Here is a 14,712-nt window from a genome sequence, read left to right as displayed (position 1 = left end):
ATGAACGTCCAGATACTAATGGGTTACTTCCAGACATTCTCACTCATGTCCAATTTTATTTCGGAAAAAGAAGGGTACGGGACGTAGCTAAGTCTCGCATTCCTTCTTGTTACTTCCTATTCTTGGTAATACTTATCAAGTGCTGCTTGCTGTTTCTCAATGAATTGCTTCGCAGCTTCCTCCGACGTGAACTTTCCTGTCCGAAATGCCTCGTAAACCGTATATCTTTCTCCCCGCACATTTTCGTCTTCAAAGTATGGATCTAACACCGTTTGTTCATAGTCATCCAATTTGGCGTACCCTTCAGCCACAGCACCTTCGACTAGTTGATTCGCTACTTGCAGATCGTAACAAACTGTGTTGCTTGAAATACCCAAAGAATCTCCGGCAGCCTTCACCGCTTGCTCATTGGTAAACAAGAACTCAATAAAAGTGGCTGCTGCTTCAGGATGTTTCGAATTTTTTGAAATTGCGTAGCCAAAATTTGGTTTCACATAGATACTTGGTTTAGAGTCAGCATCGACTTGCAAGAAATCTCCTACAACTAACTCATCTAACCCGTCGCCGCCTTTGTATGAGTTTGTCCATTTCGCCAGTGAGTTTGCCCACTCATAAACAGAGCCTGCATTGCCTTCTACCCATTGAGGGTTTGATTCCGTATCGATTGGGCTTGTTTGCTCAAAAGTCGGCAGTGCACCAGCATCTTCCAATTCTTTATATCTTTCAAGCACTTCTTTCACTTCAGCCACACTATAGTTGACTGTCCCATCGGTCTGCATGATCTTCCCTGTATAGTTGTAAAGCATCTGAGCAATAAATAGATCTAATGAGAACTCTCCCACATTGAGATATGCGTACTGATTGTCTTCACCAGTTGGCGTATTCCCTTTCGCAATGACTTCTCCCGCTGCCAAAAGATCATCATAGGTCTTTGGCAGTTCCAACCCATTGGCTTCATAAAGTGCTTGGTTCATCAAAGGAACCCGACCGGTCATTCCGTGGGGAACCGCGGCTTGTTCACCACCCACTTGCATCGCTTCTAAATAAGAACTTTCCCAATTGTCTAGCGTCAAATAGTCACTGACCTCATTCAAGTCCATAAAGATATTCTTGCCCTTCCCGAATGAAAAGAGCCAATTGTAATTCACTTGCATCACGTCTGCTTCAGTTTTACCGGATAGCTGAGTCAATGTCTTTTCTTGCCATCCATCCCACGCACCATACTCTGTGTTAACCGTGATATGCGGATATTCCTCTTCAAAAAGAGCCACTACATCTTGCATCGCATCATGACGATTATCCGCTCCCCACCAAGCAAACTTAATCGTCACTGCTTCTGCATCTTTTGTTGAACCACTGCTGCCAGAACCAGTAGTGTCAGGCTGAGATCCACACGCTGCTAGAACTAAAGTGCTAAAAAGACTGGCAACCAATATCTTCTTTTTCATCTGATTATTTCCTCCTCCATAAAATGCACACGTTTACAATTTTTCATTTATGTATCCGCTTACTGATTTTATCGGACAAAAAATGTCTCAGCAATAGACAAGCAAAACTTGCACAAAAAAGTGACGTAATATCCGCGAACTTGTACAATATTGACTTTTTTAACAGGAAAATAATCCCCCTTTCATGCCTGTGCAAAGATGAGTGACTATTTAGAAATTATTTTTTTCTCGCAGACTTTCTTTGTATGCAATTTGTTTCTTGCGGTATTGCAAAGGGGATGTCTCTGTATATTTTTTGAACACACGGTTGTAGTAGGTAATGTTGCTGTATCCACTTTTTCTCGCTATTTCAGCAATATCCCAATCTGTATCTTCCAGTAATCGCTGAGACTGACGGATTCGTTGAATGTTGGTATATTCAGTGATGGTGTAGCCTGTTGCACGCTTGAAGATACGGCATAAATAGGATTTGTCGAGATAAAAAGACGAAGCGATTTGTTCCAATGAATGGATCGATGCATAGTTCCGACGAATAAAGGCTGCAATTTGATTAACTAGCTCGCTTTGTTTTCCCAAACTTTCTGCCGGTTCATCAGAAAGCCCCCTGAAGTTCTTGATCCGCTGAATAAAAATAAAAAGTTCGATTAATTTTGTTTCGACCATTACCTGGTAATTGTATTCTTTGTGGATCACTTCATCTGCGATTTTCGCTAAGAGCGTTTGTACGTAAGAGCGATCCGCTGGCGGAATCTGAATGATACCATGATGTTTTAAAAAAAAGGTCTCCAGATCTATTCCCATGGATTGAGCGATTCTTGGAAATTTGCTGGCTTCATAGAGAACGAGTACACGATCATGATAAATATACTTTCCTGAGAATGTATTGTGGACACAGTCGGGGTGAATCATAACCAATGTACCAGGTTGGACTTTATAGGTTTTTTCTCCAATCAAAAAATAGCGGTTCCCTTCTATAAAATATTGGATTTCGCATTCAGAATGCCAATGCTTCACCATATTGTAGATACTATCTCGTCGTGAGCGATCAATCGTCAATCCGTTCATCATCCCACTATAAACAATCGTCTTCATACTCTCCACTCCTTTCTTTGTTTTCTATTTTACCTAAAAAATAGGAAACTCCATAGGGGGGACGGAACCAAAATCTGCTTGGATTCTTTGACAGAGGTAAACAGAATGATTCTAAAAGACCATTTAAAAATAAATCTCTCTTCAGCGATTTTTATTACGAACAAACCAGCAAAAAAGCATTACCCGATATCACGAATGTGTATCGGGTAATGCTGATTGATTTTCTTTTGAGTTGCATGAAATCAGGTGTCTCACTATTTCACGATCAATTTTTGACCAACATAAATGATATTATTGGACAAGCGATTCCATGAAGTGATTTGGTCAATACTACTACCATACTTTTGCGCAAGAGACCACAGACTGTCCCCAGATTTAACGGTATGATATTTAGTCGAAGAACTATTACTTGAAGAAGCATTTGTCGCGGTCTTCGTAAGATAGGCACCACTGACCCAGCCTTTGCCAGAAACATAGTACCATTTGTTATTCCCATTAACACTAGTACCATTTTTGACGGCTGTTGCTGTCACGGTACTGCCTTGGCTCAATGAACCAACGATGCTGCCACTTGTCGATGCTGTAGAACGAATATTCAATGTCGCGGTCGTTTTCATCTTTTGATTGATCGAATCACCTGTATTCGATGTATTCGACGATGAGCTAGAGTCACTCGTTAAATACGCGCCGCTGACCCAGCCTTTGCCAGAAACATAGTACCATTTCGTATTGCCATTGACACTAGTACCATTTTTGACGGCTGTTACTGTTACGGTGCTGCCTTGGCTCAATGAGCCAACGATGCTGCCACTTGTCGATGCTGTAGAACGAATATTCAATGTCGCAGTCGTCTTCATCTTTTGGTTGATTCCAGTATTGGCAGTATTATCATTTGTATTGCCTGATGTTGAACCAGAATTTACTTCTGTTAAATACGCGCCGCTGACCCAGCCTTTGCCAGAAACATAGTACCATTTCGTATTACCATTGACGCTCGTTCCTGTTTTGACTGCCGTTGCTGTCACAGTGCTGCCTTGACTCAATGAGCCAACGATGCTGCCACTCGTCGATGCTGTAGAACGAATATTCAATGTCGCAGTCGTCTTCATCTTTTGGTTGATTCCAGTATTGACAGTATTATCATTTGCATTGCCTGATGTTGAACCAGAATTTACTTCTGTTAAATACGCACCACTGACCCAGCCTTTGCCAGAAACTTTATACCAATTTGTATTGCCATTGACGCTCGTTCCTGTTTTGACCGCAACTGCCGTAAAGGTTGTATTCGCAGTAAGTGAGCCGGTAACTGCTGCTGTAGTAGACGCATCTGAACGGATATTCATAGATGCAGTCGTTTTCATTTGCTTTTGAATCGCGTTTTCTCCTACAGGGGTCTCAACATTATTCATGTCACCGTTCCCAGCGGAACTGCCGCTATCGTATTGAGTTAAGTTATACGTTGCAATAAGATTGTTCAATTTGCTGGCATAGGAAGTATCAGTCGCATAGCGTCCTTGCAGCCATGCCGTTGCTTCTGTATATGATCTCGTATTGCTCTTCCAAGCACCGCTGTAATAATAGCTACCGGCAGCAAAACTGGTATTTCGTAAGACATACGCATTATCTTGGAAAGATTCTCTTAAAGATGGATATTTGCGGAACTTCGCTATAATTTGATAATAATTGCCCGAACCATTATCTTCCAATGTTGCCATTTCGACATACTGCCCATTATAACTTCCTTTGATTCCAAACATATTGTTCGCTTGGGTCGTCAAAGTCGAAGTACCCCAGCCGGATTCTAGGATAGCTTGTGCAATCATCACTGATGCATAGAGATCATTAGCGGCAGCTACTTCTGTTGCATAACCACTTGCTTTCGCAATAAATCCACTCGTATCAGCACGTGCTGAGAAGATCGAGGTTCTTGCTAACGCAGGTGCAGCAACAATTGGCGTCTCAACGACCGCTGTATCTTCCGTGATAGTTTCCTGTGGCGTTGCCGCTTCCTCAGGTGTTGTAACAGGCTGCTCTTCAATAGGAACAGTTGGTTCTGTTGTTTCCTCTGTCGAAATCGTCTCGTCAGCACTGCTTTGAATGCTGTCTCCAGTTGAATCAGTGGAGCTATTTCCTCCAGATACTTGATTTTCTGTGATCTCTGCTTGGTTTTTTGCATCATCTGAAGTCGCTGTTTCTGCAGCTAAAACCAAATTTGGTGCAATCGTTGAACCGGCTACCACAGTTGTAGCCATCGTCAACCCTTTTTTTGCTAATAATGAACGCTTCAATCGTTTTTCTAAACGGCGTCTTTCTTTACGAATCGTCATTTCATGCCTCCCAACAAACATAGTCTCTTTATTTTAACATTTTTTTAATAAAGGTACAAAAGGGGGTTTTTTCTTACCCTGTTTTCTCTTCAAAACCTGATCATTTATCTAGAGATTCAATAAAGGCCTTACGCCCTATGGTGTTAAAAACTGAAATAGTAGTAAATAGACAGAAACACCCAACATGAATCGGGCATCTCTGTCTATTTTACTTATAATTAAACTATCTCCATCGGTACATGTTCTCTTCTTGCTTCTGTTAATGTTAAGTCGAAAAAATAGCGCACGACTCAATGATAAAAATCAAAGCGGCCTTTTGCTAACACTTCTTTGACCCCACCAGTTAGGAACAGGGAGCGGTCCATGATGGCTTTTTTGACAAATGATGCTGGATAACCTTTTACAGGCATTTTACCCACCAAACCAAAGGCATGCGTGTTCCCAATAGAGGCTACAGATCCTAAAGATTCAAAATGAAAGTCTTCCGTTTTTTCACCTTTAATCAAGTGTAGACAGTTTTTGGCAGCTTGATACCCCATTTTCAAAGCAATCTGTGCTGTCGTTGGATAAGGGCGATTTGTTGCAGGATCCATCACAGCTGAAACATCCCCTACTACAAAAACATTACTGTGCTCTGGATCACTTAAATCTTGGTTGACCATCACACGTCCACGGCGAGCCGTATAATTTGAATCTGCCATGACATGGCTTCCACTGACACCTGTTGTCCAAATGATCGTTTTAGCAGACAATTCTTCTGTAGCACCCGTTTCAGCATCCGTTTGATAAACAACTACTCCAGGCTTGATTTCTTTGATTGGTTTTCCTGTTAGAAATTCAACACCCCATTTTACCAAGTTATTGATTCCATAGGCAGACAGATTTTCATCAAACATCGGTAATAATCGCGTAACTGCTTCTACACAAAAGAGTTTGATTTCTTCTGATTGGACACCTGCGATCTCAGCAAATTCCTTCCGATTTTCCACTAAAGAACCTAAGAGTTCTACTCCAGTGAATCCCGCCCCACATACGACGATTTTCAATAAATCTGGATCTTGTGTTTTTTTGTATTCTTTCATTTGTTTCAATAAATGATGATAAATAGTTTCTGCTGAATCAACATCTACCATTTCCAATGCGTTTTCATTAACACCTGGGATCCCAAATGACTCAGATTCAAATCCTAATGCTACGATCAAATAATCATAGGAAAGAGATGTTTGATCCGTAAACATGATCCGTTGACTTTGACGGTCAATCGTTGCAACTTCATTTTGTAGGAAAGTTGTTTTTTGTGGTCGTACCACATCAGCGATATCGTAACTAATTCGCTCTCTTGGCTGCGTTCCAGCAGCCACTTCATGCAAATCTGTCGCTTCATAATGGTAGTCATTCTTATCTACTAATGTAATATGAAAATCACCTTTTGCTCCTTGTAATACATGCAATGCTCGCAACCCTGCGTAGCCTGCTCCTAAAATGACAACTTCCTTCATTTCCTATTACTTCCTTTCTTCCTTCAAAAAATTATAAAATCAAACCGATCGCAAAACTAATGACCTGCGCACATGCTCCGACCGCAAGGATCTTTACAGCGCAGACAAAGGTTTCGCGTTTGATTTGTTTATGCATAAATAGTTTTGTCTGTTTCCAGACAAATGGTAAGACGAGAAACGTCAACAACATCGTCCATGGTGCTAAATGCAGAACCACTGCTGTCAAGATCGCTACAAATGCAATAATGTTCAAAAGAACAAATAGCCGTAACCCTTGACTCTTTCCTAAATAATGCACCAATGTATAACGATTGTTGTTTTCATCTTCCTCCAAATCACAAATGTTGTTGGCCAGCATCAAGTTAGCGATCCACAGTGTATTGGGTAGTGCGATTAGAAATATTCCACCCAAGGTCGCGCTATTCCATTGAAAGGTTTCATAAGTATTCAAATATACACAAATCAACGAAATCATGAAGCCCATCGTAAATCCTGAAAAAAACTCACCTAGCGGTAAACTCGATAAAGGCCGCGGACCTGATGAGTAAAAGATACCAATCAAGTAACAATAAAGTCCCATCCAAAACAAGGGCCAACCGACGAAATAGGCCAATACGATACCCATCACCGCCGAAACGACGATCATACCGATCATTAAGCGAAAAACGAATGGAAGCGAGAGCTGCTCGCGTCCGATAATATTTGTTTTTTCTTTGTAATCATGAACTTCTGTTGCGTGATGGTAATCGTTATAATTATCTAAAATATCTACTGCCATGTTGAAGATCAGCATGGCAATAAAGTATAACACCACATAACCTAAATGAATTGAGCCGTAGTTATACCAGCTGTAACAAATTCCGATAAAAAATGGGAGGACACTGGCTGTTTTCGCTTTAAATTCCACAAGCTCCAGAAATACTGGGAGTGTCAAATACTCATCTCCTTTTGATAAATGCACTTAACTAGTCAATAGACTCCCTTTAAGTTAGAATAAGGGCTGAATGACTGGTAGAAAGGGTTTTAATATGTTGAATTTTTGGATCGATTATCCTTCGATCGAGCAAAGACTAAAAACTGTCTGTTCGATCATTGAAGAACGCGTAACTGTTCGTAACAAAGAAATACAAGATGTATTAGTTGATTTTACTTATTCTGGAGGAAAAATGCTGCGTCCAGCATTATTTTTCTTATTCGCTGATCTAGGCGAACCCATTGATGAAAGAAATGATCAATTAACCAAAATTGCTGCTTCATTAGAAATCTTACATATGGCAACCTTGATTCACGATGACATCATTGATGATTCGCCGTTGCGTCGCGGACGCATCACTGTCCAAGCAAAATATGGCAAAGATATCGCTGTTTACACAGGTGACCTGCTCTTCACCCAATTCTTTGAGTTATTGATCGAGAGCATGAATGGCTCTCATTTTTTGGCTACAAATGCCCAAGCAATGAAACGCCTTTTGCTGGGAGAATTAGATCAAATGCACACACGCTACAATATAGATGAATCAATTGCTGATTACTTACAAAGCATCAATGGTAAAACTGCCGAATTATTCTGGCTGGCCTGCATCGAAGGTGCTCATTTTGGCGGTCTCGACTTAGAAAACCAAGAACGGGCTGGTGAGATCGGACGAAACATCGGCATCGCTTTTCAAGTTTTTGATGATATTTTGGACTATACAGCAGATTCTGGAACGTTGAAAAAACCCGTACTTGAAGACTTGGCACAAGGTGTCTATACATTACCTCTGCTCTTTGCTAAAGAACAAAATCCTGCCGCATTTGAGAGCTATCTGTCCAAAAAAAGCGAGTTGACCACCGAGGAGGCCACAGAGGTTGCTGAGTTAGTGCGCCGTTATCATGGCGTCGAAAAAGCCACCGATTTTGCTGTTTCTTATACCGAAAAAGCACTAGCCGACATCGAACTGCTGCCGAACACCCCTAGCAAAGAAAAAATTCGCGAGCTAACGCAACTGCTTTTGCAACGAAATTATTGATCATTCTTTATTCTATCCTCCGCAACTGAAAGCTATTCTGAAAATAAACGAACCAATCGGGTAAACAGTGAAGTGTTTTGAGGAGCGAATGCTCCTCAAAAACTAAGCCGACATTCATGTCGATCACTAGCCGATTTTTTTGTTGTCTTGGCAAAGGTCCCAGTTTGATTACAGTCGCCCTTGATCAATAGCTAATAACTGTTGAAAGTGTTGGTTTTCGACAGCTAACTCAGCAGGCGTACCGCTCATCGTTAATTCTCCATCCTCAATAAAAATGACCTGATCCATCAGTGAGATTCCTTGCAGGTGGTGGGTGATCCAAATAATCGTCTTGTCTTCCAACTCATTGAAAAAAGTTTCCAAAACAGCTTGCTCAGTGATTGGATCTAGCCCAACAGTTGGCTCGTCTAATAAAATAATCGGTGTTTTCTTCAAAAGAATTCGCGCTAATGCCAACCGATGGCGTTCACCGCCGGAAAAACGTAACCCTGCTTCATCAACCATGGTTCGCAAACCTTCTGGCAGAGCTGTCACCATCTCTGATAAGCCTACTCGTTTCAGTACGTCCCAAACTTCTTCTTCTGACGCTTCTTCATTACCAATCCGCAAATTATTTAAAATCGTTGTATGGAACAAATAAGGACTCTGGTTGATGACTCCAATCCATTCGCTAATATCTTCACCAAAACTTGCTACCGGCTCACCATTTAAGGTAATACTACCTTGGGTCGGCAATAAATCTCCCCTGAGCAAAGAAGCAAAGGTACTTTTCCCAGAACCGCTACGTCCCAATATTGCCAGTTTTTGATGCGCAGGAATCGTTAAGCTAAGATTCTTTAGTACCTCTTTTTCAGATGGATAATGGAAACTAACCTGATTCACTTCTAAATTGAACGGTGCACTTATAGCTGATGCTGTCCGTTTTTGTTCCTCTTTTTCTGGTAATGCATTAAAACGATCAATCGAATCTTTGTATATATTGGTTTCTTGTGCCGCTGAAGGCAATGGTGCGAAAGCATCTACCAAAGGAAAGACACAAAGGACAAATGCTGCGATCCAATTAGCTAAGCCACCGTGCTCGCCAGGAAATCGCTGACTTGTCCAGACAATCAACGCAACCGTAATCACCCCGAAGATCACTTGTAAAAGGAAATCTCTTTTTTGATCAAAACGATTGATTTTCTCATCAACGCTTCGTAGATTTGCCGCCAATTGCTTATGTTCATCGACGTATTCTGCTCCTCGCTGTGAAAATACCCAGTCAGAAACTCCTAGCACATTATCAGTCAATGTTGTATATAATTGATTCTTCATTTGTTTTTGCTTTTCTTGACGAGCGCCATTGATCACAACGGACCAGAGCGGCAGCACAAACACATTTATTCCCAACAACAGCAACATTACCAATGCAAATCCTAACGAAAAGTACCCTAATCCGATAATCAGAAAAGTATACAATAACCAAGCAATCACCGTAGGGAAAATCGTTCGCAGATATAAGTTTTGGATATGGTTGATATCTTCTGCTAATAATCCTAAAATATCGCCAGTTCGATGGGTCTGCTTAAAGAAAACGGCATCTTTTTCGACAACATTGTATAGTTTTAGGCGTAGGTTCGATGTCATTCGCAACACCCAATTATGACTTGTCAGTCGTTCAACATAACGAAAAACTGGTCGGCCGATCCCGAATGCTCGGGTCAGAACGATTGGAATGTATACTAACAAAATATTCTCTGGAATTGAGGCAGAGCGGCTAATCAGATAGCCAGAATTAAACATTAACGCGCCTCCGCAAAAGAATGTCATAAATCCTAAAAACAGCGCTGCTGCAAGAACCTTTTTGTACTTTGAAAGAAAGGGTTTGACCCAGGTATCTGTTTTTAGCGAACGCCAGAGACCGATTTTATTCAAGTTGTTCCCTCCTCATCCCATTGACTAACGCAACGAAAGCGCCATTCTTTGCTTGCAGTTCTGCCAATGTCCCTCGCTCAACAATTCTGCCTTGATCCATTACTAGGATTTGATCCATCTCTTCCATCCAGTGCAAGCGATGTGTCGCAAAGAAGACTAGATGGTTCTCCATCAACGGAAGCATCCGTTCTTTCAATTCTACTTCTGTTTCAATATCTAAATGGGCAGTTGGCTCATCAAATAATAAAATTTTTCGATGCTGGTCTAAGAAAGCACGAGCCAACGCAATTCGTTGCGCCTGTCCACCGCTTAGATGGCGTTCTCCTTCACCTAGCATTGTATCGATTCCTTGCGGCAATTCTTGAACTAATTTCGTTAAGCCTGCAACTTCGATTGCTTGCCACACTTGTTCTTCAGTAACATTTGGCTGATAGAAAGCCACATTTTCTCGCAAAGTCATCCGATAGATATAGGGGTTTTGGGGAATATAAACTAATTGCTGCTGCCAATCCGACTGTCTTAATGCAGTCATTTTTTGGCCATCAAAAGTAATTTCGCCTTCTTTCGGAATCAAAAAGCCGCTTAAGTTATTGATCAGCGTTGATTTTCCAGAGCCACTCATCCCAATGATCCCAATTTTTTGAAATCCTTGGACCTCCAATGCAATATCTTTCAAAACAGACTTTTCTCCATAATCAAAAGATAACGAATGAATCGATAGTTCCGAATCAGCTTGCCATTGAGGTAAACTTACTGGATCAATGGCTGCTTCTGGCTCAGATAAAATCGTAGATACAGCGGTCATTGCATTTTTCCCATCTAAAGTCGCATGGTAATCACTTGAAAAATCGCGAATTGGTAAAAAATACTCCGGAGATAAAATCAAAATCGTTAGTGCTGGAAATAACAAGATTTCTTCATTGATCAAACGCAGCCCCAGTAAAACCGCAACCACAGCGATGGACAATGTTGTGAAAAAATCCAATGCAAAAGTGGAAAGAATTCCGACTCTCAACGATCCCATCGTTGCTTTACGAAAACGTTCGCTAGAAGCGAAGATACTTTTTCCATATTTTTTGCTGATCCCAAAAAGTTTCAAGGTGTCGATTCCACGTAATGAATCAATAAAGTGGTTGGACAATAATTGAAATGTGCGGTATTGTTTTTCAGCTTTACTTTGGGCGGCATAGCCTAGGATGATCATAAAAATAATGATCAGTGGAAAAACCAGCAATAAAACCAGACCTGAGATCCAATCCAAGTAAAATACTAAAGCCAAAATCACCCAAGGAATGATCGACATATTCATAATTTTTGCCAATATTAGTTGTAAATAGTTTTCTACCTGACTAATGCCTTCCAATACCATCGTTGTAATGTTTCCGGTACCTTGTTGCTGAACGATTTGTGGTCCTACACGAAAAATCTTTTCTAGCAGTTGATTACGTAATTCAGTAGCTTGCTGGTAACTATAGCTGTCTAATTTCTTTGTCCGAAAATAAACAATGGCCTGGCGACCTAAAAACGAACAAAAGAACAGTAGAATCCAGCCCCACTGCTCTTCTAACGATTGTCCTTCCCATAATCCAGTGATCCCACTAGCAAGACCATAGGCTTGTCCAATGATGAAGAGAGCTTGCAGGAAAGAAAGTCCTGCAAGCAATCCCATTAACCGTTTCATTCCGGGAAGCTCTATGATTTGTTTGTCGATCATTAATAACCCTCCGTCAGCTCAGTATGACTAATTCGTTTACGGAAAATATAGTAGGTCCATGCTGTATAAGCCAAAACAAACGGCAAGATTGTCAGTGATAAATAACTCATGATCTTCAATGTGTAGTGACTAGAGGAAGCTTCTGCAATCAACAAATCATAACTAGGGTCGATTGAGCTAATCAATACTCGTGGGAACAAACCAGAGAACAACAATCCGACTAGCGCCACCATGGTCAAACCACTAGCAATAAATGCCACCATTTCTTTCCCTTTAAATACAGAGATATTCGCTATCAGCGTCAAAGCCACAATCACAATCAGCAAAAGAAGCGTCGAAGCAAAATGTTTTTCAAAGAAATCTGTTTTGAAATAAAGTAGCGCGGCAAACGCCACCAAACCAAAATATAGCACACCATAAAAGGCACTCGCATAATTTCGGGCACGGTCACGGATCGGACCAGTAGTTTTTAGTGCAATATAATTCAATCCATGTAAGTAGCAAAGCAAAGTTAAGGCAATCCCGCCAACTACAGAGAAGAGATTGACGTAGTCACCGAAGTGCGCAGACATATTTCCCTCTGCATCAATTGGCATGCCTTGGACCATACTTGTAAACAAGAGTCCGAACATAAAAGGCACCAATGTACTGCCAATGGTTAATGTCCAATTCCACATATTTTTACGGTCTTCAGGCATTTTTGCCCGAAACTCAAAGGAAACACCGCGTATAATCAATCCGACTAGTATCAATAACAAAATCAAATAATAACCACTGAACAAAGAGGCATACCAGTAAGGGAAAGAAGCAAACATCGCGCCACCTGCGGTAATCAACCAAACTTCATTCCCGTCCCACACTGGTCCGATCGTATGCACGATCTGATCTTTTTCCTGTTCATTATGGGTCAATGTCTGGACAGACATCCCCACACCAAAGTCAAATCCTTCTAAAAAGAAGAAGCCGGCAAACAAAATGCCAATCAATACATACCACATTAGTTGCAATCCGGTCATCCTTCAAACGCCTCCTTATCAAATGGATCTTCTTCTGCTTCGTGCAGCGTTCCTTCCATCTGGTTGTTTTCAGGCCCATGTCCTAACTCTCGCCGAATCAAATAAACCATTGTTAATGCCAAACCAGAGAAAAGAACAAAGTAAACAATATTTGAGATAACAAGCGAAGTTGCCGATACATTTGGCGAAACACTATCTTCAATCGTAAATAGACCATAGACTGTCCATGGGTAGCGACCCAATTCCGTAATCAGCCACCCTGCTGTATTTGCAATGAATGGGGTAAATAATGTTATAGCCACTACCCAAAGCATCCAACGTTTCTCAAATAGCGAAGGCTTCTTCTTACGCGTAAAGAATAACCCCAATGAAGAAACCAACAACATCAATGCACCGAAACCTGCCATGATCCGGAAGCTCCAAAACAATGTGTTGACCGGAGGAAAATAGTTCCGATCTCCGTAACGTTCGATCAAATCTTGATTCACTGTGTTCATTCCGTCAATCGAACCAGATGGTTCGTTAAATGCAAGGATACTCAACATATAAGGAATCTCAACACCAAAAACCCGTTTGTGTTCTCGTTCATTTGCCCATGCAACTACAGTCCATGCCGCAGGATCTCCGGTATCTTCATACGTACCTTCCATTGCTGCAAATTTCATTGGTTGTTCTTCAACCAAATACTTCATTTGTTCGTCACCTGCGATCAACACCGTAATTGAACCAAACAAAGCTACTGCAAAACCGATCCGCATTGATTTTTTGAAAAAATCACGGTCAACTTTCTTGTCTTTTTTCAACAATTGGAAAGCTGACATTCCTGCAATCAGAATTCCTCCCATGGCAATTGCTGCAGTAATAACATGAAGGAACTCATACCAGACTTGTGGGTTAGCTAACAGGGCTCCGAAGTCAGTCATCTCAGCACGACCATTGTTCAATGTGTATCCAACTGGATGTTGCATAAAACTATTGGCAGCTAAAATCCAGAAAGCAGAGAGCATCGAGCCAATAGTAACTAACCAAAAGAACGTCATATGCAGTTTAGGGCTGACTTTATCCCATGTGAAAATCCACAATCCTAAGAAAGTTGATTCCAAAAAGAAGGCTAGCAATGCTTCTAACGCCAAAGGAGCACCAAAAATATCCCCAACAAAACGAGAATAATCAGACCAGTTCATTCCAAATTGAAATTCTTGAATGATCCCAGTTACCACTCCTACCACAAAACTTAATAGAAAAATATTTCCCCAGAACTTTGTCATTCGGCGATATTTTTCATCTTTTTTGATCACATAAAGTGTCTCCATGATTGCAACAACGACACCAGTTCCGATCGAAAACGGTACAAAGAAAAAGTGAAAAATCGTCGTCATCGCGAACTGGATTCGTGCTAATGTTACAATATCCATTTTACATCCCCCTATTTCTAAAAAAATACATTAAAATCATTCTAAATAAAGAAAAATTCCAAATACGAATATACTCCTCTCTTAAGTAAAAAAGAAGCAACTTGCCTACTATTTTTATTTTTTAATCGCTTACTCTCCATTCTTTAAAATTGAAACGTTTTCACAAACAAAATGCTCTACATTTCTATGTTTTAATCTTATCACCATCATATGGTAAAGACCAATTATTCGAATAGATGAGGGGAAACAATTTTTCATACTCCGTTCTCTTACTTCTT

10 protein-coding genes are annotated in these 14,712 nt (G+C 40.8%); 1 reads left to right on the top strand and 9 read right to left on the bottom strand.

Annotated features, from left to right (window positions below):
* Window positions 1–116: 116 nt before the first annotated feature.
* The 5 genes from IGJ45_RS00305 to IGJ45_RS00285 all read right to left on the bottom strand — a co-directional run bounded on the left by IGJ45_RS00305 (window position 117) and on the right by IGJ45_RS00285 (window position 7,300).
* A complete protein-coding gene (locus tag IGJ45_RS00305; protein WP_113848990.1) occupies window positions 117–1,448 on the bottom strand; it encodes an ABC transporter substrate-binding protein in 1,332 nt (443 codons plus the stop codon).
* A 210-nt stretch (window positions 1,449–1,658) separates the two neighbouring features.
* Window positions 1,659–2,540 (bottom strand): AraC family transcriptional regulator, encoded by an 882-nt coding sequence (locus IGJ45_RS00300; RefSeq protein ID WP_103300704.1) that lies wholly within the window; start codon window positions 2,538–2,540, stop codon window positions 1,659–1,661.
* 254 nt (window positions 2,541–2,794) lie between these two features.
* A complete protein-coding gene (locus tag IGJ45_RS00295) occupies window positions 2,795–4,867 on the bottom strand; it encodes an SH3 domain-containing protein (RefSeq protein ID WP_113848991.1) in 2,073 nt (690 codons plus the stop codon).
* A 290-nt stretch (window positions 4,868–5,157) separates the two neighbouring features.
* Entirely contained in the window at window positions 5,158–6,366 is a 1,209-nt protein-coding gene (locus IGJ45_RS00290) for an NAD(P)/FAD-dependent oxidoreductase (RefSeq protein WP_113848992.1), read from the bottom strand.
* 31 nt (window positions 6,367–6,397) lie between these two features.
* Window positions 6,398–7,300, bottom strand: a complete 903-nt coding sequence (locus IGJ45_RS00285) for a prenyltransferase (protein ID WP_003129007.1) — start codon at window positions 7,298–7,300, stop codon at window positions 6,398–6,400.
* Window positions 7,301–7,394: 94 nt separating this feature from the next.
* Between IGJ45_RS00285 and IGJ45_RS00280 the strand changes: the two genes are divergently transcribed.
* Window positions 7,395–8,375, top strand: a complete 981-nt coding sequence (locus IGJ45_RS00280) for a polyprenyl synthetase family protein (RefSeq protein WP_003129005.1) — start codon at window positions 7,395–7,397, stop codon at window positions 8,373–8,375.
* Window positions 8,376–8,543: 168 nt separating this feature from the next.
* Here IGJ45_RS00280 and cydC read toward each other — a convergent pair whose 3' ends face one another.
* Genes cydC through IGJ45_RS00260 form a run of 4 tightly spaced genes read right to left on the bottom strand, consistent with a single transcriptional unit; the run spans window position 8,544 to window position 14,434 of the window.
* Window positions 8,544–10,289, bottom strand: a complete 1,746-nt coding sequence (gene cydC, locus IGJ45_RS00275) for a thiol reductant ABC exporter subunit CydC (RefSeq protein ID WP_113848993.1) — start codon at window positions 10,287–10,289, stop codon at window positions 8,544–8,546.
* Window positions 10,282–12,003 carry a thiol reductant ABC exporter subunit CydD gene (gene cydD, locus IGJ45_RS00270; RefSeq protein ID WP_123836329.1) on the bottom strand — a complete coding sequence of 574 codons (1,722 nt, stop codon included), beginning with the start codon at window positions 12,001–12,003 and terminating at the stop codon, window positions 10,282–10,284. The genes cydC and cydD overlap by 8 nt, the downstream gene beginning before the upstream one ends.
* The gene (gene cydB / locus IGJ45_RS00265) at window positions 12,003–13,019 is read right to left on the bottom strand and encodes a cytochrome d ubiquinol oxidase subunit II (protein ID WP_003129001.1); all 1,017 of its coding nucleotides are present in this window, start codon (window positions 13,017–13,019) and stop codon (window positions 12,003–12,005) included. The genes cydD and cydB overlap by 1 nt, the downstream gene beginning before the upstream one ends.
* Window positions 13,016–14,434 carry a cytochrome ubiquinol oxidase subunit I gene (locus IGJ45_RS00260; protein WP_003129000.1) on the bottom strand — a complete coding sequence of 473 codons (1,419 nt, stop codon included), beginning with the start codon at window positions 14,432–14,434 and terminating at the stop codon, window positions 13,016–13,018. Before IGJ45_RS00260 ends, cydB begins: the two co-directional genes overlap by 4 nt.
* Window positions 14,435–14,712 lie beyond the last annotated feature (278 nt).

It is taken from the genome of Enterococcus sp. DIV0574 (assembly GCF_051711125.1).
Lineage (GTDB): Bacteria > Bacillota > Bacilli > Lactobacillales > Enterococcaceae > Enterococcus_D > Enterococcus_D gallinarum.
The sequence above is the reverse complement of the archived record's forward strand: the minus strand, read 5'-3'. Positions and strand labels throughout refer to the sequence as shown.